This window comes from Crinalium epipsammum PCC 9333 (assembly GCF_000317495.1).
GTDB lineage: Bacteria > Cyanobacteriota > Cyanobacteriia > Cyanobacteriales > PCC-9333 > Crinalium > Crinalium epipsammum.
The window spans coordinates 4,126,748-4,153,031 of record NC_019753.1; the positions used below are offsets into that span (position 1 = coordinate 4,126,748).

22 protein-coding genes and 1 pseudogene are annotated in these 26,284 nt (G+C 40.7%); 5 read left to right on the forward strand and 18 right to left on the reverse strand.

The features are described from left to right. Positions 1 to 15 precede the first annotated feature (15 nt). The 7 genes from CRI9333_RS17975 to CRI9333_RS18000 form a co-directional block, all read right to left on the reverse strand. On the reverse strand, positions 16 to 2,043 hold the full coding sequence (locus CRI9333_RS17975) for an ABC transporter ATP-binding/substrate-binding protein (protein WP_015204596.1): 2,028 nt from the start codon (positions 2,041 to 2,043) through the stop codon (positions 16 to 18). Between the two features lie 207 nt (positions 2,044 to 2,250). Continuing rightward, positions 2,251 to 3,045: a nitrate ABC transporter permease gene (gene ntrB / locus CRI9333_RS17980; protein WP_232229437.1), complete on the reverse strand. Its 795-nt coding sequence runs from the start codon at positions 3,043 to 3,045 to the stop codon at positions 2,251 to 2,253. A gap of 132 nt (positions 3,046 to 3,177) precedes the next feature. Continuing rightward, on the reverse strand, positions 3,178 to 4,497 hold the full coding sequence (locus CRI9333_RS17985; RefSeq protein ID WP_015204598.1) for a CmpA/NrtA family ABC transporter substrate-binding protein: 1,320 nt from the start codon (positions 4,495 to 4,497) through the stop codon (positions 3,178 to 3,180). A 396-nt stretch (positions 4,498 to 4,893) separates the two neighbouring features. Further along, a complete protein-coding gene (locus CRI9333_RS17990) occupies positions 4,894 to 5,691 on the reverse strand; it encodes an MlaE family lipid ABC transporter permease subunit (RefSeq protein WP_015204599.1) in 798 nt (265 codons plus the stop codon). Between the two features lie 107 nt (positions 5,692 to 5,798). Next, complete coding sequence (locus tag CRI9333_RS17995) at positions 5,799 to 7,004, reverse strand: HetZ-related protein (RefSeq protein ID WP_015204600.1); 1,206 nt, start codon at positions 7,002 to 7,004, stop codon at positions 5,799 to 5,801. Positions 7,005 to 7,173: 169 nt separating this feature from the next. After that, positions 7,174 to 7,311, reverse strand: a complete 138-nt coding sequence (locus CRI9333_RS26870; protein WP_157462348.1) for a hypothetical protein — start codon at positions 7,309 to 7,311, stop codon at positions 7,174 to 7,176. Positions 7,312 to 7,437: 126 nt separating this feature from the next. Continuing rightward, entirely contained in the window at positions 7,438 to 8,097 is a 660-nt protein-coding gene (locus tag CRI9333_RS18000) for an L-threonylcarbamoyladenylate synthase (protein WP_015204601.1), read from the reverse strand. Positions 8,098 to 8,146: 49 nt separating this feature from the next. Between CRI9333_RS18000 and larC the strand changes: the two genes are divergently transcribed. After that, a complete protein-coding gene (gene larC, locus CRI9333_RS18005; protein ID WP_015204602.1) occupies positions 8,147 to 9,415 on the forward strand; it encodes a nickel pincer cofactor biosynthesis protein LarC in 1,269 nt (422 codons plus the stop codon). Between the two features lie 148 nt (positions 9,416 to 9,563). On the opposite strand, the gene CRI9333_RS18010 is transcribed toward larC, so the two are convergent. The 3 genes from CRI9333_RS18010 to CRI9333_RS18020 form a co-directional block, all read right to left on the reverse strand. Then, a complete protein-coding gene (locus tag CRI9333_RS18010; protein ID WP_015204603.1) occupies positions 9,564 to 10,214 on the reverse strand; it encodes a DUF6658 family protein in 651 nt (216 codons plus the stop codon). A 134-nt stretch (positions 10,215 to 10,348) separates the two neighbouring features. Beyond that, entirely contained in the window at positions 10,349 to 10,900 is a 552-nt protein-coding gene (locus CRI9333_RS18015) for a DUF6658 family protein (RefSeq protein ID WP_015204604.1), read from the reverse strand. Between the two features lie 410 nt (positions 10,901 to 11,310). Then, positions 11,311 to 11,613, reverse strand: a complete 303-nt coding sequence (locus tag CRI9333_RS18020) for a WGxxGxxG family protein (protein ID WP_015204605.1) — start codon at positions 11,611 to 11,613, stop codon at positions 11,311 to 11,313. A gap of 388 nt (positions 11,614 to 12,001) precedes the next feature. On the opposite strand from CRI9333_RS18020, the gene CRI9333_RS18025 reads away from it, so the two are divergent. Continuing rightward, complete coding sequence (locus tag CRI9333_RS18025; RefSeq protein ID WP_015204606.1) at positions 12,002 to 12,913, forward strand: lysylphosphatidylglycerol synthase domain-containing protein; 912 nt, start codon at positions 12,002 to 12,004, stop codon at positions 12,911 to 12,913. A gap of 44 nt (positions 12,914 to 12,957) precedes the next feature. Here CRI9333_RS18025 and CRI9333_RS26875 read toward each other — a convergent pair. The 3 genes and pseudogenes from CRI9333_RS26875 to typA all read right to left on the reverse strand — a co-directional run. Further along, positions 12,958 to 13,095 (reverse strand): annotated as a pseudogene (locus CRI9333_RS26875) (peptidase M48); the annotation flags it as partial. Between the two features lie 132 nt (positions 13,096 to 13,227). After that, positions 13,228 to 14,343 carry an EAL domain-containing protein gene (locus tag CRI9333_RS18030; RefSeq protein ID WP_015204608.1) on the reverse strand — a complete coding sequence of 372 codons (1,116 nt, stop codon included), beginning with the start codon at positions 14,341 to 14,343 and terminating at the stop codon, positions 13,228 to 13,230. A 462-nt stretch (positions 14,344 to 14,805) separates the two neighbouring features. Next, the gene (gene typA / locus CRI9333_RS18035) at positions 14,806 to 16,596 is read right to left on the reverse strand and encodes a translational GTPase TypA (RefSeq protein WP_015204610.1); all 1,791 of its coding nucleotides are present in this window, start codon (positions 16,594 to 16,596) and stop codon (positions 14,806 to 14,808) included. A 425-nt stretch (positions 16,597 to 17,021) separates the two neighbouring features. On the opposite strand from typA, the gene CRI9333_RS18040 reads away from it, so the two are divergent. Continuing rightward, entirely contained in the window at positions 17,022 to 17,246 is a 225-nt protein-coding gene (locus CRI9333_RS18040; protein ID WP_041226797.1) for a ribbon-helix-helix domain-containing protein, read from the forward strand. 393 nt (positions 17,247 to 17,639) lie between these two features. On the opposite strand, the gene CRI9333_RS25115 is transcribed toward CRI9333_RS18040, so the two are convergent. The 4 genes from CRI9333_RS25115 to CRI9333_RS18060 form a co-directional block, all read right to left on the reverse strand. Further along, positions 17,640 to 19,808, reverse strand: a complete 2,169-nt coding sequence (locus tag CRI9333_RS25115; RefSeq protein ID WP_015204612.1) for a right-handed parallel beta-helix repeat-containing protein — start codon at positions 19,806 to 19,808, stop codon at positions 17,640 to 17,642. A 385-nt stretch (positions 19,809 to 20,193) separates the two neighbouring features. Further along, positions 20,194 to 20,982 carry a VWA domain-containing protein gene (locus CRI9333_RS18050; protein ID WP_015204613.1) on the reverse strand — a complete coding sequence of 263 codons (789 nt, stop codon included), beginning with the start codon at positions 20,980 to 20,982 and terminating at the stop codon, positions 20,194 to 20,196. Positions 20,983 to 21,187: 205 nt separating this feature from the next. Then, on the reverse strand, positions 21,188 to 22,399 hold the full coding sequence (locus CRI9333_RS18055) for an FHA domain-containing serine/threonine-protein kinase (RefSeq protein ID WP_015204614.1): 1,212 nt from the start codon (positions 22,397 to 22,399) through the stop codon (positions 21,188 to 21,190). Between the two features lie 64 nt (positions 22,400 to 22,463). Continuing rightward, entirely contained in the window at positions 22,464 to 23,330 is an 867-nt protein-coding gene (locus CRI9333_RS18060) for a PP2C family protein-serine/threonine phosphatase (RefSeq protein WP_015204615.1), read from the reverse strand. Between the two features lie 70 nt (positions 23,331 to 23,400). On the opposite strand from CRI9333_RS18060, the gene CRI9333_RS18065 reads away from it, so the two are divergent. After that, positions 23,401 to 23,769, forward strand: a complete 369-nt coding sequence (locus CRI9333_RS18065; protein ID WP_015204616.1) for a winged helix-turn-helix transcriptional regulator — start codon at positions 23,401 to 23,403, stop codon at positions 23,767 to 23,769. Positions 23,770 to 24,066: 297 nt separating this feature from the next. Further along, positions 24,067 to 24,912, forward strand: coding sequence for a slipin family protein (locus CRI9333_RS18070; protein WP_015204617.1), 846 nt, complete (start codon positions 24,067 to 24,069; stop codon positions 24,910 to 24,912). On the opposite strand, the gene CRI9333_RS18075 is transcribed toward CRI9333_RS18070, so the two are convergent. Continuing rightward, complete coding sequence (locus CRI9333_RS18075; RefSeq protein ID WP_015204618.1) at positions 24,866 to 26,173, reverse strand: FAD-dependent hydroxylase; 1,308 nt, start codon at positions 26,171 to 26,173, stop codon at positions 24,866 to 24,868. The genes CRI9333_RS18070 and CRI9333_RS18075 overlap by 47 nt on opposite strands. Positions 26,174 to 26,284 lie beyond the last annotated feature (111 nt).

Consider the following 26,284-nt stretch of genomic DNA (forward strand, 5'->3'; position numbering starts at 1 on the left):
TTTTAAGGCATTTCTTTAGGCTGCTGCTGTATTCACCGCATCAATGATGATTTCTTTGATTTGGATTTCACGGTGTATATCTAGGCGTTGGAGATAACCAAGTGGATCGTCGGGGTTAAATACCATGCCATCGAACAGTTGAAATGATGCCCGATCTGGTTCCTTATCTGGTAATCCTAGTTGTCTAGCTGCTTCACCAAATAAATCCACTCGTCGCACTCGATCTAAAATTTCTATCCAGTTTTTCGGGAAGGGTGTCAAACCCCAACGCGCCAGTTGGGTTAAAATCCATAACCCTTCAACTCTGCCTGGACAGTTGGTTTGATTTACATAGAATTGGTGATAGCGTGGAAGTAGTCGGGGTTGTTCGTGAGTCCCTCGGTTGTAGGGAGCAATAAACCCAGGGCGTACATAAGCTGGTAATGAATCTAGATATTGTGGTTGACACAACAAGTGCAGGATTTCTTGGCGATGCTGATGATGATCGCAGTATTCGCAAGCTTCTAAAAGGGCTTTTACTAAAGCAAGATGGGTTTCAGGATATTGGTTTGCCCAATCTTCACGGACACCTAATACTTTCTCAGGGTTTCCTTGCCAAATATCTAAATCTGTGGCAATCACGAAGCCTAAACCTTCGTGTACGGCGCGAGAGTTCCAAGGTTCGCCTACACAGTAGCCGTCGATTTCGCCTGATTTGAGGCGATCGACCATTTGTGATGGTGGTAAGACTACTAAATTTACATCTTTATCTGGATCAATACCACCTGAAGCTAACCAATAACGCAGCATTAAATTGTGCATGGAAGAAGGATGCACAACACCTAAGCTGTAAGTTTGCTCGTTGGTTTGTGAAATTATCCGTTTTAAATCTTTAAGGTTGCGTACTCCTTGCTCATAAAACTGATTACTTAATGTAATCGCGTTACCATTGCGGCTGAGAATTAAGGAGGTGACTATTGGGAGGGGGCTGTTGTTGCCCATACCTAGTGTCATTGCTAGGGGCATACCAGCAACCATTTGGGCAGCATCTAAGCGTTTGGTAGCAATATTTGATGCGATCGCTTTCCAACTTGTTTCTCTATGTAAGTTAACTTCTTCAATTCCGTGCTTTTGGAAAAAGCCTTTTTCTTTAGCAACAATTAATGGCGCACAATCTGTTAAAGGTAAAAAGCCAATATCTAAAGTAACTTTTTCTAGTCCTTGACGTACTTTGGCAGGACGTGATACAGGTTTACTTGCAGCTTCCTGTATTTGGCGTTTTTTCGCACGTTTTTGTTGATTTAAGAAGTAAATGATCTCGTTACGCATTTTGTAGTAACTGGGATGGTTTACTACTTCTAAACGGTGGCGTGGGCGCGGAATATTTACATTTAAAATTTGTCCAATGTGTGCTTCTGGTCCATTTGTTAACATCACAATTCGGTCAGATAGCAGTAATGCTTCGTCTACATCATGTGTCACCATGATGCACGTAAGATGACTTTCTTCGCAGATTTTCATTAGTTGTTCTTGCAAACCACCGCGAGTTAAAGCATCTAATGCGCCAAAGGGTTCATCTAGTAAAAGTACTTTAGGACGGATAGCTAAGGCGCGGGCGATCGCAACTCGTTGTTTCATCCCACCAGATAATTCCCCAGGACGTTTATCGGCTGCGTGGCGCAATCCTACTAAGTCGATGTGTTTTTGGATAATGGTTTTGCGATCGCCTCCAGGCTGATCTTTTAATACTTCATCTACAGCTAAGGCAATATTTTCATATACCGTTAGCCAAGGTAGCAAGGAATAATTTTGAAACACCACCATTCTATCTGGACCAGGTGATGTAATTTGTTTACCTTCTAAAACTACTCCGCCGTGACTGGGTTTATCTAAACCAGCCACCATATTTAATAAGGTGGATTTTCCACAGCCTGAGTGTCCAATTAAGGAAATAAATTCACCTTGATTGATTTTTAGTTCGATATTTCTCAGGGCGACGTAGGTGTCACCATTAGCTAGAGAGAATATTTTATCAACGTGATCGACTTCAACAAATACAGACATAGTAATTTAGGCTTTTAGGCTTTTTCTAGGAAATCAGTTTTTTTAGAAGGCAGATATAGCGCGTAGCGCGGTAGGGTAGACAGATTTTTTCACTGAAAATATGTGTTTCTACCCAATCTTTAGCTTTTCGGTGGGATTGATGGATTAAGATTTTGATTACTAATTAGCAATCTAAACATCTAAAATCCCAAAGCTTTGTATCCCAAATTACTTTTGTTCTTCTGGTACAACTAGAGAGGCGAGAAAAGCTACCATTCTGTCTAGTATCAAACCAACAATACCGACATACAGCAACGCTAGAATAATTTGGCTGAGTAAGGAGTTGTTGTAAGCGTCCCAGATAAAGAAACCAATCCCTACACCACCTACTAGCATTTCAGCCGCCACAATTGCTAACCAAGATAAACCTATGCCAATTCTTAAACCTGTAAAAATGTAGGGAACTGCTGCTGGAATCAAAATTTTGAGAAAATACTTCCGATTGGACAGACGTAAAACTCTGGAAACATTCCTGTAGTCTTGGGGAATCTGTTGTACGCCAACTGTGGTGTTAATAATAATTGGCCAAATTGCGGTAATAAAAATTACGAAAATAGCTGAGGGATTACTTTGTTGAAAGGCTGCTAATGAAATTGGTAGCCATGCTAAAGGGGGAATAGTCCTAAATACTTGGAACATGGGATCTAAAGCACGATATATAACTTTATTAGTTCCCACCCAAATCCCTAAACCAATTCCCACAAAGGTAGCTAAAGAAAAACCAATAGCTACTCGTTGTAAACTAGCAAAGATTTGCCAACCTAAGCCTTTGTCTGTACCACCGTTGTTAAAGAAAGGAAAGATAATATAGGGATACCACGTATCAGTTAATACTTGTAATGGCCCTGGTAAACCTTTTGAGCCTGGGGGACAAAGTATTTGCCAGATTACCAAAAAAACTGCGATCGCAATCAATGGTGGCACAAGTTCTTTGGTTTGTTTTTTAAACCAAGATCTCGCCATATTTGGTAGTCTGTTGCTTTGACGACGAGCAGTTTGTCCAGTCATTTTTTCTCCTATTGATGAGCGGTTAGCGATTAGTGATTAGCTTTTAGCTAGTAGACATTGAGATGATTTATTGCTACTGGATATTGGCTAAATTTTCTTAATTGTGAGGCTGTTTAAATATTCTTCTGGTTTTTCCGGATCAAATTTGATGCCATCAAAGAATGTTTCAACTCCACGAGAACTACTTTTCGGAATCTCGGAATCTGGCACACCAATCGCTTTGGCTGCTTCTTTCCACAAATCTTCTCGGTTAACTTTATCTACAAGTTCTTTGGTATTTGTATTTTCTGGAATATTGCCCCAGCGAATATTTTCTGTTAAAAACCATAAGTCATGGCTTTTAAAAGGATAGGAAGCATAATCTGCCCAGAATTTCATCATTAATGGGCTATTTTTAACTGGTGCGCGTCCATCACCATAGTCAATGTTGCCTTTGGAACGTTCAATAATATCTTTTGCGGGAACTTTAAACCATTTGGATTGGGAGACAATTTTACACATCTCCTCTTTATTTTCTAACTTCTCACACCATTGTTGTGCTTCTTGTACTGCCATTAATATTGCTTTGGCAGCATTCGGATTTTTATCTACCCAATCTGCACGCATGGAAAAAGCTTTTTCTGGGTGATCTTTCCACAGTTCTCCTGTTACTAAAGCGGTGTAACCTTGCCCTTGGTTAACTAATTGGGCGTTCCAAGGTTCACCTACACAAAATGCTTCCATGTTCCCTGTTTTCATATTCGCTACCATTTGTGGTGGTGGTACGGGAACAACGGAAACATCTTGAGTTGGATCAACACCGCCAGCAGCTAACCAATAGCGCATCCACAAATCGTGATTACCGCCAGGGAAAGTTATGGCAAATTTTGGTTCGGTTTTTCCATTAGATTTAGCTTTAGCGATCGCACTCACTATTGGTTTGCTGTCTAAACCTACTTTAAAATCTTTATAAAAATTGGCGACAGAAATTGCCTGACCGTTAGTATTCAACCGTGCCAATATATACATTGGTACTGGCTGCTTAGTAATCTTACCCATTGTCATCAGGTAAGGCATGGGAGTTAATATATGCGCCCCGTCAATACCACCAGCAGCAGAACCTAATTCTAAGTTATCGCGAGTTACAGGCCATGAAGCTTGTTTGACAACTTCCACATCCTTCATGCCGTACTTTTCAAAATACCCCAATTCTTTAGCAACGATCAATGGGGCAGAATCAGTTAAGGCAATAAATCCTAATTTGGCAGAAGTTGTTTCTACTTGCGGTGCATTCGCAGCCTTAGCAACGGAGGCTCTTTTAATGGTATCAACTGGCCCTGTATAAAACACACAACCATGAGCTAGTAATGACGTGGCTGTAGCTGCTCCTGCTGTTAAAATAAATCTTCTTCTAGAAAATTGCGTCATTTTTACTACTGAATTGATACTTCAAAACTTGTGGGTATGTGTGGATAAGGCTTGCAGATGTTTTGAGCAAAACATTTTTACTTCCTCTGCCTCCTCTGCAAAGCAAAGCCCTGTAAAAACAGAAAAGCCAATATCCTCTGCTGAGTCCGAGGGGTTGAAAGCCGTAATCCTCCCTTGGAAATAACTTATGCGTATTAAGTAGGCAAATAAGTATCAATATTTACAAAATGTTTCGATTTATGTTTTTTTTGCATAATTTCCATGTTTTTTTTGCATAAGGGAAGATAAACCCGTCAAGGGCGATCGCCTTACTGATTGGATGACGCTATTAGTGATACATTAGGGCGTAAAGATTTGCCAGTATTTATTGAACCCCTCCTCTCTCCTCTCTCCTCCCTAAAATCCCTTCGTAATTGCGCTACCAGTCCCCTGAAACATGATCCATGACAAGAAAAAGTTAGAAATAAAAATCATCAGTAGAGATGTCACCACAGCAGCAGTTGTAGATTGACCAACTCCTTTTGCTCCTCCTGTAGTGGTTAAGCCCCAACTACAACCAATTACAGAAATAAGTGAGCCAAAGAAAAATGCTTTAATTACTGCACTCAATAAATCCCAAGTATCTAAAAAGTTACGTGCAGAATCTAGAAATGTCTTTTGTGAAAGATCGTATAAATTGGTAGCAATAAAGACTCCCCCACTCATGCCGACCATTATTGACAAAACGGTTAAAATTGGCAGCATTAAGCAGCAAGCAATTACGCGGGGAATAACTAAATAATCAACTGGGTCAGTTTTGAGGATATAGAGAGCATCAATTTGCTCTGTAACGCGCATAGTACCAATTTCTGCCGCAAACGCCGAGCCGACTCGCCCTGCTACAATTACAGCCGTCAGTACCGGAGCGAGTTCGCGGGTTAATGCTAACGCTAAGACACCGCCGACGGCGTTGCCTGCGCCTAAGCTAATAAACTCTCGTGCTACTTGAATAGTGAAAACCATGCCAACGGTAAGCGCCGTTAGCATGGCAATTAACAGTGAGCCTGGACCAACTGCTGCCATTTGGTCGAGGGTGTTGTAACGATTAATTTTTCCTGTGAGTATATGAATTAGCACCTGCCCGCCCAAAAGAATCGCGGCTAACAAACGCTGAAACCATATCCCTAAACTAAACTCAGAAGTTGTTTCACTCACGTAAAGTTAATGATGTTTTTAGGTTATTTTATGATACTTATCTAAATGAACTAGCCTGCCCAAATCAAAGATTTGGAGGAAGCTAGAGGCGCATGAGGTTCAAAATTTTATTTTTGAATTTCTGAGTTGCGGGTTTTCCATGCCAATTCCAGCAGTTGAGACCAACGTTTTTGCACTTGTTTAGCTGTCCATTTGAGGGTTTTAGCAATTTCGTCATCGCTTTTTTGAGCTTGTTTAAGTTGTAATAACTGCTGTTGTTGGGGAGAAAGTTGCTCAAAAAAGGCTTGCCACTGCTGAGTTGGCATACCTAGCTTTTGATCAATTTCTGCACCTAACCATTGATGCACCAATTCCCAATGGGAAGCACGAGCAAATTTTTCGACATGGTACTTAAAACGCTGTTGCAGGTAGTCACGTTCGCGTGGTGCCAGACCTAGAATAGAGTCTATTTCTGGCACTGAGAGGTCTGCCATTTTTAAAACTAGGTAATCTACGCAGTCGGACTGACCTTGAGATTCTAAGTATTGTAGTAGTTCAGAGACTACACGATCGCGCAATACTGCATCAGTGGGATCAGGAGTCGATGAGACTAACTGCGATCGCACTTGTTGCATTGCTGGTGAACGCTGTTGCAGTTCACCTTCCTCACTTTTAGCTGACTCAAACGCCTGCTCAATATCAATAGCAGTTTCTGCGGGCTGGCGTTTGGCAAAACTTTGTGCGCGTAACACAATTAGCTGCTGGCTATACCCATTTGGTAAAGTAATCCGGCGCTTGGCGTATAAATCGGTAAACGCCATATATTCTGAGAGTTCTAGCAGAGTACGAGGAGTGTAATTATCGGGCAGTTGATTTTCACGGCGGAAAGCTTTGAGAGATTCCGCATAAAACTCCTGCATAAAATCTTCAATTAAGCTGTAGCGAGCTTGAAAACCTAGATGGGATTGTGGCGGCGATATATAACGATAAACTATAGCACTGAGGATGCTGTGTAGTTCAATACGTCCTTGTTTTGAGCCTAAGTTGTAGTAAGATAAGCACTTTTGCAAACGATGACGTGCTAAGGAAAGTTGCCAAGAACGAACCTCACCAGAATTCTGAATGCGATCGCTCTTAGAGCAAATCCGCTCCACTTCCATTGCTATTCTGCTTGCCACTGACTGCATTCGGGATGCCGAACCGATTTGCGATCGCAGTTCCTCAACCAACAACTCAGTCAGGTTCTGCATCTGTGTTTCCCTCACTGATAATGGCTGAGGGTCTGTATTACTTGTGGAAATTTCCGTGACTAAATTTGCTGTGTTGGTATTCATGGTAGCGCCCCTGATGACTACAGTTATCGAATGCAGCGACACGCCTAGAGGGATTGCTATTGTGGTTGCCCTCCACAAGGTTTCACCGTCTCAACTGTCTACAATTCGACTGTATGCCCTTACAAATCTTTTTTGGGCAGAGCTTGTGTCACTAAATATTAAGTCACTATTAAGCTCTGCCAAACCACCTACTGCGACCTAATTGCGGTAGATAGCTGTAAACTTTGACTGCAAAGGCATTGCGGCTGCTAACAACTTGCTCAATACCTGCAAACACCAAGACGTTTACAGGCTTGGTAGTGGACACTCAGCAGAAGTGGCTTAATCATTTATTTGTAGTCAGTCATCTGTAGTCGGTGATTTATAACCTATAGTTTTTTAGAATTACCAATTATCAATAACCAATGACCAATGACCAATGACCAATGACCGATTAAAGATTGCCTATTGGTGTCGCCCAATTCATAACTGCCTCCCAACCTAGACCTTTACGCACCATCACAGGTTCCTCGCTTGTCAAATCTAATATAGTAGACACTTCCATCGCAGGTTCAGTGCCATTGTCTATAATTACATCGACCAATTTATCTAACTCGTCAAACAACTGGACTCGCTCCATACTTAATGTAGGGGCATTTCCATCATCATCAAGTAGGTGGGCGGAAGTAGAAATAATAGGATTCTCTAAGGCATTTAACAGTGCCATACACACTGGATGATCTGGAACCCTAATACCAGTAGTTTTACGTTTGGGATTTTGGACTAGCTTGGGTACTAACTTAGTAGCAGGCAGCAGGAATGTATATGGTCCTGGAATTAAATGCTTCATTAAGCGGTAGGCGGCATCGCTTACAGTAGCATATTGAGCAATATTAGACAAAGAATGACACAAAAATGTCAGGGGCTTATCATTAGATAGCTGCTTAATTCGTCGCACACGCTCTACTGCTGACTTGGAGTTGATGTCACAGCCAATTGCGTAGACAGTATCAGTGGGATATAACATTACAGCGCCATTTCGCAGGGCATCAATAATCTGTTCTATTCGCCGCGTTTGGGGCGTATCAGGATGAATTGTGTAAAGAGTAGCCATTTTAACAATTATCAATTAACAATTATCAATTATCAATTAACAGTGACCTATGACCAAGTTAGCGTATCTTCGATGTCCAACGGGAATTGCTGGCGATATGTTCCTTGGGGCGCTGGTGGATGTCGGTGTTCCGTTGGAATATTTAATTGAAAAACTTAAAGCTTTGGGTATTGAGTCTGAGTACGAGTTAAGAGCAGAAAAGGTTCACCGCAATCATCAGTTGGCGACAAAAGTATATGTAGATTTATTACACCAACATTCTCACGAACATCACCATCACTCTCATGCTCACAGACATTTACCAGAAATAGAACAACTAATTAATCAAGCTAATTTACCAACACGGGCAGCAGAGTGGAGTCTGGCTATTTTTCGACGTTTGGCTGTAGCAGAAGGGGCAGTTCATGGGGTAGCGCCAGAAGAGGTACATTTCCATGAGGTGGGTGCTACAGATGCGATCGTTGATATTGTCGGGACTTGCTTGGGGTTGGATTGGCTGGGAGTTGAGCAATTATACTGCTCTGCTTTACCCACAGGTGGTGGTACTGTCAAGGCGGCTCATGGTGTATTGCCTGTGCCTGTTCCAGCCGTGTTAAAGTTGTATGAATCGCGTCAGGTTCCAGTTTACAGCAATGGCATTGAGAAAGAATTAGTTACACCCACTGGAGGTGCGATCGCAGTTACTTTAGCAACTAAATTTGGTTCCCCGCCAGCAATGACAATTCAAGGTATTGGTAATGGTGCTGGTTCTCGCGATTTACCTATTCCTAATATTCTGCAACTGTGGGTTGGAGAAGGGGTGGTTAGTGACTGGGGAATGGGGACTGGGTTTGAGAGCGATCGCCAATCACCTCATTTAGAAACTATCTCGGTATTAGAAACCCAAATTGATGATTTAAGTCCTCAAGCGATCGGCTATGTATTTGAAGCACTATTTGCTGTTGGGGCGGTGGATGTCTTTACTCAACCAATCGGGATGAAAAAGTCTCGCCCTGGTGTTTTATTAACAGTTATTTGCCATCCAGAAAAATTGTCTGCTTGTGAAACAGTTATTTTCCAAGAAACTACTACATTAGGTATTCGACGTTTTACCCAGCAACGAGCAATTTTAGAGCGAGAAATTCAGCAGGTACAGACAGAATTTGGTTTAGTTCGCGTTAAAGTTGCTTGGAGTGAGCATCTTGGTAAAAAAACTATCCAAAATGTCCAGCCAGAATATGAAGATTGTGCAGAGTTAGCAAGAAAAAATCAACTTCCTTGGCGAGAAATTCACCAGATAGTACTCAACAATTGGTATCGTAAATCAATTAACGATTAACAATTGCCTTTTCCCCTCCCTCCTCTCACTAAAAAACCAGCCAGGCGCTTGTGGCGAACCTGACTGGATAGGAATTGCTAAAGGCTTAGTTAATACCTAGTGGTGATTAATCAATCCCATCACAAACTTGATCTAATTCACGTTAATATTAACGACCATTAGTCTTAACTTTATTGTGAATAGCACTGGAACCGTCTTCTGCTGTATCTAGAGCTTGAGCATTCTGACCGACTTCTTTACCTGCATTAGAAACTTTGTCTAAGCCTTTCTTAGCAGCATTCAAACCCTTGTTAACAGCATCAGGCGCATCCTTACTAGCTCCCTCTACAGCATTTCCGGTATTTTCTTTGATATTTTCAGTTCCTTTCTTTGTCCCTTTAGCGAAATCTTCTAATGTACCTTGAGCTTTGTCTTGTGCTTTGTCGGTACTGCGGTCAATGTTCTTGTTAAAATCTCTGGCGTTTTCACCCTTCTTATCAAGAATACGTTTGGTGTTTTCTCCAACGCTACCAGTTTGATCAATAACGTTACTTTCAGCATTATCGATCAAACCTTTGGCTTTAGCAGCAGCTTCTGAGGTGTCTTTACGAGGATCAACATCACTAAAGTCATTCATCCCACCTTGATGTTTAGAAGTGACAGCCCCCCCAGGTACTTCTGGTCTCACTACATCAGCAGTTTTTGCCATGACTCCACCGCCACCGCAGGCTGTAGTCACAAACAGTATCATTGCAGACAAAAATACTGTAATTACTTTGCCTAGACGCAAATTTTTGAACCAATTAGTTACTTTATTCATTAAACAACTCCTTTTGTGATTTTTGAGTGAATTTAGCTGTCAACTTCTACAAGTTTTGAAAAACAAATATTGCAATTGTTGACAAATGATAGATGTTAAATTTCAAAGGTTAAGTTAAAAGCCTGCTCTTGTAATTACTTTTCTAAAGCAGGATTTCTTTTCGCTTCAGGTCTGGCGCTTGCTTCATCAGCCTTATCTTTGATAAAGGCACTAGCATCTTTGAAGGTATCACCTACTCGCTCTAAGATGTCTGCATCAGGCTCAGAGCGTTTGAGGACGGGTTGGGGTTGAGCAGGAATTTGTGGGGCTTCTAGTACTTTTGCGGCACCAGGTGTAATTTCACGCTTCTGGCTGTTATTACCGCCAGTACCTGGGTAAAGTAACTGGTCGCTATTGGCTGCAATCAGTTGTGGAGAAATTACTTGTAAGTCGGCGCGATCGCCTTTGGCACTGCTTTTACCGCCTACGCTAGGGTCGGTAGACATCTTGTAATTTGTATAACCATCCCCATCACCCTTATGAGGATTGTTAGCTCCTCCCATTTGTACAGGGGGGTTTTCAGGACGAGCGCCTGTTGCAGTACCGTTATTGCAAGCGGTGGTAATAAATAGTGCAAATCCTACGAAAAATACGCTTAAAATTTGACGGAGCCGCACTCTTTTGAATAAATTACTTAACTTTTTCACACTTTCCTCCAATTACCTAACCAACTATCAAGATTAAAGATCAAAAGCCTATTGATTCATCTAGCCTAAGTCACATTGTCAGTCATACTGAAATGACTTTTCTCTAACTAGAGAGAGATAATTCCTAATAGTTATATTTGCATAGAGTTAATAGCAAAAGTTTATTTAAGAATTGTTTAAGACAAGTATTTTTTTGCTCAATCTATGCGCTTCAAAATTAAAGAGGGCTTGAGATAGATATTTTCAAGCCCTCTCTAGTTTATTTGTAGTTGCGTGGGAACTTTGATGTCAATATCAGCTTAACTATGGGGAGTTAGCTAATTCAAGGATGAAAAGCAAACCAGCAGCCAACGGTTGACTGTTTGTCTGACTGTTGGCTGCTAAATAGCAATAATACTTAGGACTTATTTTTAGTAGCGGGTTCCAGTTCCGGTTCCTACTTCGCCTGGTTCGCGGTAGCGTGTAGGTTCAGAATGTGATTTCTTTGTCAAACCAGCTAGACCTAGTAGACCGAGTAAACCTAACCAGCCCCAATCAAAATCGCGATCGCCTTGTTGTGTGGTATCTGTAGTAGTTTGAGTTGTACCAGTGCTAGTACCAGTGCCAGTACCAGTGCCACTTTGAGCATAACTAGGCATAGCTAGGGTTCCCATAGCCAGACTCATGCTTAGAACGCCAGCACCGACAAATTTTGATAAAGTAGTACGTTTCATATTAAAAGATTCTCCTCTTCTAAAAACCGGAAAAATTTTTGCCAGCAGCTAAATAAGTTGTGATGTCTGATAAAAGTCAGCTAGGCATCTATAAATCAGATTATGGGTTTATACTCGATTACGAATCCGTCTAGGGCTATAAAGGTACTATGATTTAAACTATGACCGAAGGCGTAGAGAATGCTAAATGTTCATTTAAGTACTATAAGTGTGAAGTGAATTTGCTCTTATTTGATAATTTTATCAGTTAGTTGGTAGAAAGCTAAAATCAGCCGCTAATCTTAAGTTCGAGCATTCAACTGATTTGTATATAACTTTAGACGTAAGGATTTAGTGTAATTATCCGAACAAGTAAAATAAATTTTTTGTTATATATTAAGTTGTTCTGATGAGGAAAATTTGGTCGGACTTCAAACCTTACGTGCGTTGGGTAATCATTGGTGCGGCACTGTTTTTTTTGCTCAAAGCTTTGAAGGATCATGCTTCCGAAGTCGCAGCAATTCGTATTGGTAGCACCGGATGGGTAAATTTAGCGATCGCACTTTTGGTGACAATTATCGCTCATACTTGGTCTGGCTGGGTCTGGGGTGGGATTTTAAATTCACTCAATCAACCCGTAAGTATGCGATGGGTAATTCCAGTTTACCTGAAAACTAATTTGGCTAAATATTTACCTGGTAATGTCTGGCACTTTTATGGTCGCGTTGTCGCAGTGACCAATGCCGGAGGTACAATAGGTGCTGCTACTTTAAGCGTTTTACTCGAACCATTATTAATGGCTGCTGCTGCTTTATTAATGGCTGTTAGTGGCAGTCAGGTAAGCAGCGAAAGTCGCTGGTTACAAGTTATTTGTTTAATTGTCGTAGGTGTTGGCATTCATCCCCGTATTTTAAGCTTATTTATTCAATTATTGAGTCGTTTCAAGGGAAAGGCAACTGACGGGGAAATATTTAAGTTAAAACAATACCCGTTTTTGCCTTTGTTAGGAGAGATAGGCTTTTTGGTACTGCGTGGGAGTGGTTTTTTATTAACGTTGATGGCGCTAACACCTGTGCATTTTAACCAAATTCCTCAATTATTGAGTACATTTAGTATGGCATGGGTGTTGGGTTTAGTTATTCCTGGCGCACCTGGGGGAATTGGAGTATTTGAAGCCACTGCGATCGCACTTTTAGATCAACAATTTTCTCCAGGTTTATTGATCAGCGTTGTGGCTTTATTCCGTGTTGTCAGTATTTTAGCAGAAGCGATCGCTGCTGGAGTCGCTACTTTAGTAGAGCCATTATTTTTCATTAAATAACTTCGTTCTTTTAGCTCTTTAAAGATTTATTCGTCTAATGCGAATTGCGGTTTCTCGTAGACAAATTCAACAAACTTACGAGCAACGACATCAAAACCTGGTAAATTGCGTAAAGCTTGTTCAGCTTCGAGGTCTAGCGGATGACGGAAAGCTTCGCATTTAATTCCAGTGTATGTAGGCATGGCGACAAAATTATTAGTTTATAGTCAAACTATTTGATAATACTAAAGGACATGAAACATAGTTTTGACTTTAGCTGCTGTTTAAAGACTTAAGGGTAATTTTTTTGTAATTGGTGAAATTTCACATTCAACTTAACTAGCAAGTAAATTCTCTCTGTTTAATTGAGCAGGTTGGATTACAGGTACCGTCATCGGTTTTGAGATTAAATAACCCTGTACAAAAGTTGCTCCTCGCTCTTTTACCCATTCAAATTCTTCAATACATTCAATGCCTTCGGCAACTGTTTTAATATTTAAATGCCCAGTAATTTCTAAAATTTTCTCCGTTACCATCGCTTTGTAAGGATCTTTATGCACATCGCGAATCAGATTCATATCTAGCTTAATTAAATCTGGACGCAACTCGTGGAGTAAATTTAAGTTAGAATAGCCCGCGCCAAAATCATCTAATGCCATCGAAAAACCCGCTTCCCGATAAACATCTAAAATGCCTTTGAGGTGACTACTGTCTTCGACGTGATCAGATTCCACTACTTCAAAAACTATCTGTTCATGAGCAATACCTGCTTCATCAATCGCCTTCATAGTTGAACGCAAACAAGACGCTGGATCATAAATCGAAGTAGGAGAGAAATTGATAAAAATTTTATCATTTATTTGATGCCGCATTGCCTCACGAATAGCACTGCGCCGTCCCATTAAGTCTAGTTGTACAAGAATACCTGCACTCGCGGCTAATGGGAAAAATTTACCAGGAGGAATTAGACTGCCATCCTCTCCCAATCCCCGTAGCAATGCTTCTTGACCAAATACACGCGATGTATCTTCTGCATATACAATTGGTTGAAATTGGCTAGTAACACGATCTGCGGCTAACATATCTAGTACCCAACTAGACTGCCTCAAGCTAATAAAACGTAATAATGAGGTTGTTCTATAAATATCACGCAGTTTAGGTTCTCCAGCATGAGTGATGAACAACGCTTGTGTGTTGTGCAACTCATTTTTTGTCAAAATTCCTGGTAGGGTGTTAACACAGTTTTCAATCTCAGTTGCTTGTAAAGAAATAGCTAGACATTGCCCTTCATCTTTGAGTTCGTAATTTATTTCAGCTTTACGCAAGTAATGAGTTACCTTAATTAAGCTATGACCTAATGGAAACCATAGGTATAAATTACCAGAATCCTCTATTTTTTCGGGTAAACTTTCGCAACGATCACAAAAATTTACAGGTTTGATAGTATTCACGGGAGTTCCTTTGTTTACACAGAGATTGAACAACTCAAGATGGCTTTCTACTAAAATAGCTAATAGCAACTGCGTTATGTGCAGCAGGCAACTTATGTTTTATTTTACTTTCACAAACTAATTTATTTAGTTGGCAGTGGCTTAGGCATCAGTAAACTTGTGGGTCAACATAGCTTTCGCTCTTTATATAATTCCCACTTTCATAGCGAATCGCTCATACGGACTAATTTTTTTCATATCTATTTTATGTAGTTTATAGCTACAGCGCATCATGTTTAATGTTGATAAGGAGCTATAAACTACATACAATTGTACTAAGTTTCTAGCAGTTTGTAGCTCCATGTAACGCCCCTAAAATCTATGTACCTCACCATTTATTCTATAAAAATAGCCCACTTGCGCGGGCTAAGATTTATGTAACCGACAAGTTTCAACCCGTCGGCTAATTTATTAACTCAAAAATTACCGCTTCACCAACTTCTTCGACAGCTTCCGCAGACGAATTGACTTTGGTGTTACTTCCACCAATTCATCTGATCCGATATACTCCAAAGCACGCTCTAAACTCATTTCCACTGGTGCTTGCAACTGTACTAATTCTTCACCACCAGACGCACGATGGTTAGTTAGCTGCTTAGTTTTGCAGATATTGAGTTCTAAGTCTTGTGGGCGAGTGTTTTCCCCAACAATCATACCTCTGTAAACTTTCGTACCAGGGGCAATAAAGAATACGCCTCGGTCTTCAGCATTTAGCAGGGCATAATAGGTAGCAACGCCTTCTTCAAAGGAAATCAATACACCGTTACGACGGGCAACAATATCGCCACAAATTTGACGATAATCTAAGAAGCTGTGGTTCATAATGCCTTCACCGCGAGTGATTCGCATGAATTCACCTCGGAAGCCGATTAAACCACGAGCGGGGATAATAAATTCTAGCTGAGTGCGATTACTAGCGCCAACTAGCATATCCTGCATTTCGCCTTTGCGTTGTCCTAAGCGTTCAATGCAACCGCCTACGGCTTCTTCTGGAACGTCCAGCACCAATAATTCGTAAGGTTCGCAGGGTTGTCCGTTGACTTCACGGTAAATTACTTGTGGCTGGGATACCTGAAATTCGTATCCTTCCCGACGCATATTTTCAATTAAAATGCCCAGGTGTAATTCACCACGACCGGAAACGAGGAATTTATCGGGGGAGTCGGTTTCTTCTACCCGTAAGGCGACGTTGGTTTCTAATTCACGGAATAAGCGATCGCGCACTTGTCGTGATGTTACCAGTTTGCCTTCTTGACCTGCAAATGGTGAGTCGTTCACAGAGAACGTCATTTGCAATGTCGGTTCATCTACTTTAATTAGTGGTAATGCTTGGGGATTATCGGGATTAGTAATTGTTTCCCCAATATTCGCATCAGCAAAACCAGCAACGGCAATGATATTACCAGCAGATGCTTCTGTTAAGTCAATGCGCTTCAATCCTTCAAAGCCCATCAACTTAGTAATTTTGCCTTTGGCAATTTCGCCGTTTTCCTTAATCAAAGCAGCTTGCTGACCAACGTAGATTGTACCGTTATGGATTTTGCCAATAACAATCCGACCTACATATTCCGAATAGTCTAGGGTTGTGACTTGCAGTTGTAGCGGTTTAGTAGGATCGCCTACTGGGGGTGGAACATGGTGCAGAATTGCCTCAAATAAAGGCTTCATGTCTACGTTTTCATCATCTAAGCTGTCTTTGGCGTAGCCTGACATCCCAGAAGCAAATAAGTAGGGGAACTCGCACTGATCGTCATCAGCGCCTAGTTCTATGAATAGATCCAATACTTTATCTATTGCGACGAAGGGATCTGCTTGTCCACGGTCAATTTTATTGACTACAACAATGGGGCGTAGTCCCTTTTCTAAGGCTTTTTTCAACACAAACCGCGTTTGCGGCATGGGACCTTCGTTGGCATCTACAATTAAGATGCAGCCATCGACCATACCGAGTACGCGCTCAACTTCGCCACCGAAGTCAGCGTGTCCAGGGGTGTCAACAATATTAATGTGTGTGTCTTTGTATTGAACGGCGGTATTCTTAGAAAGGATGGTGATACCGCGTTCGCGCTCAATATCGTTAGAGTCCATTACGCAATCCGGAACTTCTTCCCCTTCGCGGAAAATGCCGGATTGTTTGAGCAAGGCATCAACAAGTGTAGTTTTGCCGTGATCTACGTGAGCAATGATGGCAACGTTGCGAATGGGAAGCGTCATAAGGACTGGGTTCTGGAGAAAGATTTTTAGGTTGAGTGGGTGGCTAACAGAAGTTGTGACACGATGTTAGCTCTGTTTATATTCCTTAATATATTCTAACTTGCTTTCTGTCAGATTTTGTGAGAAAGGTTAGGGTTAAAAGAAATATTTAGAACTTACGCAGAGATCCCCCTAAATCCCCCTTAGTAAGGGGGACTTTGAATTTCCCCCCTTTTCAAGGGGGGCTAGGGGGGATCTAGGTTTCAGGCTTTCGGTGCGTAAGTCCTAATATTGATGGATCAAATTGTTGTTGGGTTGCGCTGCGCTTAACCCAACCTACAATAATTTTTTTTGTGGGCTATTGCTTTTTTGGATGTATTTGTGGTATATTTATATAATGGGAGTAGGTGCGCCCATATATGCCCCTCTTTGGTGTAATTAATAGTATGCACTCAGAGAAACTATCAATTTCCTTACCAGTATTTTTAGTGCAATTTATTGGAAATTATAAAATTGCTAAGGGATGGGAATCTGATTCTCAAGTTATTGAAGAAGCATTAGAGTTATTACAGTATAAAGAATTAGAGCAAGCTTACCGAGAAGCGTCTCAAGAAGTTGATCCTGCTTGGGATGTGACAGTTGCGGATGGATTAAGCGATGAAGCGTGGTGAAATTTATTACGCAAGATTGAAATCTAGATCCCCCTGAGCAACCCCTTAATAAGGGGGGAATAATTCAAAGTCCCCCTTATTAAGGGGGATTTAGGGGGATCTTACCCACCGAAACGGAGCCAATAAACTTGGAAAACACACCCTAGAAGTTATTTAGGTAATCCGAAGGTTGCGACTATTTTTGTTTATCAATTAGTTGATGGGAAATATCAATTACAAAGGTTGACTGGTTCTGAACGGATTATTTCTGCTACTTTTCCAGAATTAAATTTAACTGTTGAGCAGGTTTTTGCGGCTAGTCAGATGCAAAAAATTTAAGTTTTTATGATTTAGATAGGTATTTTGGGTTAAGTGCTGCACAACCCAACATAATATTGATCGCTAAAAGTACGATTAGTCCTCAATGTTACCACTGCGATACACGGAACAATCAGGTTGTATATTCCATGCGCCAGCAGTATTGCCCGTGAGATTGCAGTTTTCTACCCTACCTGCACCATTTTCAGAGACTCGGACAGCTTGAAAAGCATTCCGATTAATTTGGCAACGACGAATAATTGGGTTGCTTCCTTGCTTAAGAATTGCTACTCCCCCATTAGCATTGGCGAAAATGTCACAATCTTCTATTGTTCCTTGTCCGTTTTCATAGACATAAACGCCAGCAGACTTGCCATCGTGAATTTGACAACGACGGATAATCGGGTTGCCTCCTTTAGTAATTCCTATTCCCACATTATCATTGGCGAAAATATCACAATCTTCTAATGTCCCTTGTCCGTTTTCTTGAACAGCAACGCCAGCAGACTTGCCATCGTGAATTTGACAACGACGGATAATCGGGTTGCCTCCTTTAGTAATTCCTATTCCCGCATTAGTATTGGCGAAAATATCACAATCTTCTACTGTCCCTTGTCCGTTTTCTTGAACAGCAACGCCAGCTTTTTTGCCATCGTGAATTTGGCAACGACGGATGATTGGGTTGCCTCCTGAAGTAATTACTACTCCCACATTAGCATTTGCGAAAATATCACAATCTTCTACTGTCCCTTGTCCGTTTTCTTTAACAACAACGCCAGCTTTTTTGCCATCGTGAATTTGGCAACGACGAATAATGGGATTGCCTCCTGAAGTAATTCCGACTCCCGATGCAGCATTTGCGAAAATATCACAATCTTCTACTGTCCCTTGTCCGTTTTCATGGAAATAAACGCCGCTTCCCTCGCCATCGTGAATTTGGCAACGACGAATCACAGGATTAGCAGTTGTTCCATGAATAGCAATGCAAGCTAATGAATCTGAAGTAATATCACAATCCTCAAGCACTAATTTTCCTTGAGGGATATCTACAGTATAAAATTTGTTACCCTTAACTGCACCGCGACCACGCAAAGTTAAACCACTAACTACAGCATCATCAGTCTGCATAATAATGCAACTTGAATCCGTACTCTCAATTACAATATCTGCTACTAACCCATCACCGATAATTTCCAATTGCTTATCTATTATCAAACTTTCTTGATACAAACCTGGACGCACTAAAATACAACTATCCGGTTGAGCATTTTTAATTGCTTCCCCAATAGTGGTGTAGTTACCCCCACCTGTAGCAGAAACAATAATAGTTTTGTTGACAGCAATTCGACTTTCCCACCAAATCCTAATATTATTCGGACGCTGTTCTAATTCAATCTGCAAAGCATCAGTAACTAATTTCTGCAAAGGTTCCCCTAAATCTTTAGGTTTCCAACTATCCTTAATTAACCTACTGAGTGCAGAGGGCGGTAACTCTCCAGTCACCATCTCATGCAACATCATTCCTAACTCAAAAATATCGCTTCCTACCCCAATATCACCACCTGCAATTACCTCTGGTGCGCCATAACTTCCGGTAAATTGCCGTGTACTTTGAGTATTAAAACTTTGCTTCGCTGCACCAAAATCAACTAAGACAACTTTGCCATCTGGCATTAACAGCACATTATCCGGTTTGATATCTAAATGATAAATTCCGGCGGTGTGGATAGTTGCTAAAGCATCAACTAATTGATTCATTACCGCTTCTATCCGCGCTGGAGATAACCGCTTTTCTGGTTGAGAATCTAACTCATCGCGCAAAGTATTTCCGGTAATTAATTCCATTACCAAATAGGCGGTATCTCGTTCCTCAAATAAAGTAAAAACCCGCACCACATTAGGATGATTTAATCTGGCTAAAATCCGTCCTTCTCGCTTAAATCTTTCTAACCCTCGCTGATAAGCTGCTTTTTGGGGAGTCGCGACACTTAACCCGCCAGTCATGCCATTGCGTATTGCGTGTTCTTGGGGGTAAAATTCTTTGATAGCTACCAGCATTTCTAACCCGATATCGATCGCGCGGTAAGTAATACCAAAACCACCACGCCCTAAAGCATAATCTATGCGATAGCTACCCCCACGCAGCAATGTTTCAGGGGGTAAGACATCCCGCAGCAATGAGGGTAAATACACTCCGCAGTCGGGGTTAGGACATATTTGTGCTGATATGGGAATGCCGTCACGCCGACAATGGAGACAACGCATAGAAGTTTGGGATTTTAGGTTTGGGATATTGTACCTGTTAGCTTCACCCCGCCAGGGGTTTAAACCCCTGGCTAATAGCGAAAGTCAGTTAAAACTGACTAAAGTTTTAATAATATGCCTCTTGCATAAATCATGAAAAGCCCCCTAAATCCCCCAATTCTGGGGGACTTTGAATCTGGTTCCCCCCAAAATTGGGGGGTTAGGGGGGCGATAATTCTATTTGTGCAAGAGGTCTAATTTAGGACTTACACATAATTAAATCAATTGGGGGGCTTGCATAAATCCTATAATATTTAGTCAACTTTAGTGGACTTTAGCTATGAGACAGCGATTTCAATCGCTGGCGGGATAACTTGCAGGTGTCAAATTGGAATTATTCTTGCATTTAGCGTGTAGCTGTGGAAATAGTTTTCCCCAAAGACATCAAGGTACGTTTAAAACTTTCGGCGCGACTGCGGAAGTCCTCGCCTTTTCCTAATTCAAATGCTAATCCTCGCGTACCTTCTAATAATTTAAGATACACCTGCGAGTTAGAATCTTGAGTAGGAATTACTAAATACAATTGCTGCACTCCCACACTCTGAATTTTAGCGATTACTTGTTCAATATTTTTAGTTTCTTTATCGGGTATATGGGGCGGTGCATCTGTAACTAATACTATTACTTTATTACTATCTGGGTTAAATGGTTGACGCAAAGCTAACATAATTGCATCTAAACTGCTTTCCGGTTCATCACCGCCACCTGTAGCTATTAATGCTGCTATTTCTTTGCGAAATGCTGCTGAATTATTGGTAAAAGGTTCGCCAGCAAATTTGAGGACGCGGTGTTCTTCGTTGATTAGGCGATCGCGAAATTCAACTAACCCAACTCGCACTCGTACTCCATCAGATTCTATTGTATCAGCAAAAGCAGTAATTGCATCCCGAATTGCATCAATTTCACCCTGCATACTGCCAGTGCAATCTAATACAAACATGACATCTGCTTGGCGTTTTCCTTGTAAAACATTGATTGTATGTTCTAGTTTTTCTATATCTAGCCCCGTAGTAGTTTTTTTGGGTAATTCAGATTCACTTTTGGCGGTTGCGATCGTTGTTAAAGCGTTACCGCATTCGTTACAAAATTTAGCAGTATTAGCATTAGATGCACCGCAATGAGTACATTTTTTCATGTTGTAATATTTCCTAAGTAATAAGAAGAGATCCCCCTAAATCCCCCTTAAGAAGGGGGACTTTGATTTGATTCTCCCCCCTTTTTAAGGGGGGCTGGGGGGGATCTAGATTTCTTGCTGTGAGTAGATAAATTTTGATTTAACCACAGATGTCCACAGATAAACACAGATGGGGAAAAAATGAGGTTTTGATAGGTGTTTTAAATCATATTTCTCGCGCAAAAGCAAAGCGTAAAAAGATATCTCCTATTTTAATGCGATCGCCATGTTTTATTTCCATCATTGGTTCTCCCTCCTCTAAAGTAATTCCTTGTACCCAAGTCCCGTTTTTACTATTCAAATCTTGGACATAATAACTATCACCTACGCGCATAAATTGTAGATGGCGACGGCTAATACTACTATCATCGCCAGCAATATCCGCACGCCCTAAAACTAAACAACCTCCATCATCAATATTTACTAACCTTCTTGCGCCCTTATTACTACCAGATTCTACAATTAACAACGGATAACGCAAATTTAAATCTTTAGGAATTTCCGGTAAATCAGGAATATAACCTAAATCCGATAATAGATAATCAATTCTACGATAGCGTTGGCTATTCTCTATCTTTACCATAGACGGTAAAACTCGGTGTGCTTCTCGGAAAAAATCACACTTAAAATCCCTACAATCAATTGCTTCTGTAGGCGGTGGGGTTTGCTTTAAATAACGGGCAAAATCTTTTAATTCTCGCCAACCTTGACGCGCCCAAAAATGTTCTCCCATCGCCAACTCATATAAAATATGACCAAGCGCATAAATATCTGCCCGCGCATCAGCAAGTTTAGAGCCATATAATAATAACTCTGGAGCCATATAAGGAATAGTCCCGATTATTTCGCCACTAACGGTTAATCCCATTCCCTTAAACTTAGAAATCCCAAAATCAATTAATTTAACCTTTCCATCCTTACCTACTAAAATATTCGCTGGCTTTAAATCACGGTGAATGATATTATGGGCATGAGCATCAGCTACCCCTAGTAAGGTTTGATAAAAAATATCCTTCTTTTGCTTATCCGTAAGGCTACCTTCTAACAGCAAATTGTCTAAAGAACTGCCAGGGAAATACTCAAATAAAATCAAAAAAGTACTTCCATCCCATTCACACAAACCAATAACAGGAACAATATAATCTGAAGGTACAAATACCTCAGCTTCTAAACGTACCCTTTCCACCATTATTGTCCCTGGTTTGATACATTGAATAATCTTTAAAACATACAACTTTCCTGTATTACAATCCTTAACTTTCCAAGCCGAACCAAAAGCACCCGCACCCAACAACTCTAAAAGCTCAACATTAGCAATAGAGCCAATATTAAGGGGAATCACACCCCCAACCATCACTTGTAAAATACGTTCAGACATAATATATATTTATCTGCGTTCATCTGCGTTTATCTGCTTCCATCTGCGGTCAAAAAAAAATCATCTACTCCAAAATTTGACGAGTAGTTTCCCCTGATTGAACCACAGTATCAACAGAGAGTCGAACTTTCCCTCCTCCTTGACACTTCCACAAAATCAAAGTTTGATTATCAGTTTCACCCGCCGCTTTTGCTGCTATAATTAAATTATCTGCAAGCTTGGCTAAGTATCCCTTATTTTCCGCAAAAATCGCTTCTATTTCCTTGTGTAAAAGACAGCCATTAATACCATCAGAACACAACAATAATAAATCTCCCTCAACTAAATCCAACTCATATAAAGGTGAATTTTGCGGTAAATGATAACAACCTAAATAAAACTCCAATTGGTTACGCCCTTCATGATATCGCGCCATTTCTGGTGTAAGCATTCCCATCTGCATTAACACCGCAGCTACCGTATGATCTTCTGTAATTTTAGTTAGCTTGCCACTACTTACCTGATAATGGAATAAAGGACTATCTCCCAAATTTCCAACTATCGCTTTATCTTGTAAAATTGCAGCTATAACAATAGTTGAACCAGCCTTACCCCATTTGTTAACTTCCACTACCCGGCGGACATGAGCATTCGCTTGTTCGATCGCATTCATTACAGCCTGAGATAATATTTTTGTATCAAGCCCAGATGCAGCTTCCAAGCGATTAATTGATGGCTCAACTACTAACTCTTCAAATAAGGCGAGACTGAGCTTTTTGAGTCCTTCTCGGCTCACTTGTTCCCCGTATGCCAGCCCACCCATCCCATCTGCGATCGCTAGTATTATAATAGGGCTTGGCGTTAGTCCAGAAATGATAGAAAATATTTGAAAACTATCTTCGTTATTTTCCCTTTGGTTGATTTCGCTACGAACAATGTAATCAGGCTGCATTTGTTTGTTTAACCTAAAGCGTTAATATTAGGTTAGCTGTTATGTGCAATCTTAGTTAAAAATTAATACTATGGAAGCTATAAATGAAAATCACGATAAAACTACCTGTTCAGTAGAAATCACTCTTAAGGTTATTGGTGGAAGATGGAAAGTTTTGATTCTGCGTGAGTTATTTCATGGAGTTAAACGTTTCAATCAACTGCATCGCTCTATCAATGGAGTTACTCAAAAAATGCTTACCCAGCAACTTAGAGAGATGGAGCAAGAGGGATTAATTCATCGAGAAGTTTACTTGCAGGTTCCTCCAAAAGTGGAATATTCCCTCACCCCATTAGGCGAAAGTTTGAAACCAATACTTGATTCAATGCACCAATGGGGAACAAAGTTTTTAAGTCAAAAAAACTCAGATTCAGAATTAGAACCACCAATTGCCATGTAAGCATTTAGGTAAATAGGTCAATATAATTAAAGATAAAACCCCACGATCAACATTCTCTCTCCAAGCTGTGATGGGGCAATATTTAAGTTTATATTTTTGACAATAATGTAAACATTAATTTAACGGGCTTATAAATATGAGAACTCTGGACGAGAAGGAAATGATATAAAAGATTAAGTTTAATTTTGTTGCTATTTCTTACAAAAATATTAATATTATTGCTATCTGAGCTAAGGTGAGCCATAGCCATCTATTTTATACAATAAAATAGAGTTACCTACATTAGGTGAACTAGATATGGGATCTCTTATAGGTAGTGTTTTTGCTTTCGTTCTGTTTATAGCTCTATCAGGAATAAAGCTAGACCGAGAATATGAACGCGGCGTAATCTTTCGACTGGGTAGAGTTAAAGGTGTGATGGGACCAGGAATGTATTGGATTATACCTTGGGTAGATCAAAAGACTCAAGTTGATGTCCGTACTAAAACCGTCAATATTGAACCTCAAGAAACAATTACGGCTGACAGCGTAACAATTAAAGTTAATGCTGTTCTATACTACCGCCTGATTGATGCTTCTAAGGCAATCAATAAAGTTGAAAATTACAATACCGCAGTTTACCAAACCGCTTTAACAACTTTACGCAATGTTGTTGGTCAAAATATCCTTGATGATGTTTTGCAAAATCGTGACAAAATTAACACCAAACTTCAAGAAATTGTAGACGAAATTACGGAGCCTTGGGGTGTTGTCATTGAACGGGTGGAAATGAAAGATGTAGAAATTCCACTTGCTATGCAACGAGCAATGGCTAAGGAAGCGGAAGCAATTAGAGAAAAACGCGCTCGTATAATTAAAGCTTCAGCAGAACAGGAAGCATCTATTAAGTTAGCGGAAGCTTCTCGAAATATTTCTGCTAACCCAGCAGCTTTGGAATTGCGCCGTTTGCAAATGTTGACTGAAATTGGGGCAGAAAATAATACAACAACAATTATTATGTTGCCCTCGGATGTGGTTCAAGCTGCCAAAGGTTTGACTACTGCATTTTCCAATGGTAATCAAACAAATGCAACTCCTTTTCAGCCGGAAGTATTTTTTAACGAGAAGCCAACTTTGGAGGACGACCTCTTAAACCAGCCATAAGTTGTAAGGCGTAAGTTTTAATAGGATGAATGTGTTGCAACATCCATAAACCTAAGCGACGAACTAATATTAAGGGCAGCCAATTATTGGAAAACGTTCGATTTAAAAAATCGGTGAATGCCAAAATTGTGAGGTTTTCCGACTTACGCCAGCTTTCGTAACGTTTTAAGACGGTTAAAGAACCGATATCTTCTTGTTGTTGATGAGCATTTGTTAATACTTGGGCTAACGCTGCTGCATCTCGGATACCTAAGTTCATACCTTGTCCGGCGACGGGATGGCAACAGTGGGCAGCATCACCAATTAGTGCAAGTCGTGGTAGGGTATAGCGATCGCTCTGCATTAACTGTACTGGAAATATAAAGCGATCGCTAATTAATTCCAAACGCCCTAATAAACCACCTGTATATTCCTCTAACTTTGCCAGAAACTCCGCTTCATCTAGTTGCTGTAAAGCTTTGGCTTCTGCATGGGGATTAGTCCAAACTACTTGACAACGGTTGCCAGGTAAAGGTAAGACTCCCATTGGTCCAGTGTGCCAAAAGCGTTCGTAAGCTATATTATTGTGGGGTTTTTCTGGTTTAATTGTTGCTACGACGCAAGATTGCCAGTATGCCCAACCTTGTGTAGTAATACTAGCAGCATTACGAATTTGCGATCGCGCCCCATCAGCCGCTACTAATAAACGAGTACGAATTTTAAAATTTCCTTCCCCTTCAACTCCCCCCCGAATTTCGGGGGAGGTAATATCGCCATAAGGTTTCACCATCACCTCTAATTCCACCCCATCCGCTTGATATTCAGCACTAATTACTTCTGCTGGACATAACCATGAAACATTTGGGCAATCTTTGAGGTAATCTTGCAAAGCGGTTAACAATACCCGATGTTCTGCGGCATAGCCAACACCATCAGTACCTAAATCTTGAGGTTGGAAATGTACCACACCCTGATAATCAGCATCAGAGATTTGAACTTGGCTAAATGTGGTGATTTCAGGCAAAATTTTCTGCCAAATGCCAATTCCCTCCAAAATCCGACCTGATAGCAGAGAAATCGCATAAGCGCGTCCTTTTGCTACAGCAGCAGACTGAAGTTGAGACTCAATCAACACTACTTTTAGTCCAGAGTTTTTTAAGGCAGCAGCAAGGGTAGCACCCACAATGCCACCCCCTACAATTGCTAAGTCATAATCAAAACTTAGCTCTGGTGCGTTGGGTTGTAGTGTCGAAACTGTATTATTTAGCTGTGACAGCGCCATTGTTAAGAAAATCTTTTAAAGATGATATGAATATTTACTTTTCTTCATTTTGGCGCGAATCGCGAGCAGTGAGCAAGAGGAGCAGCTAAAAAACGCAAAAGCTGACTTCTG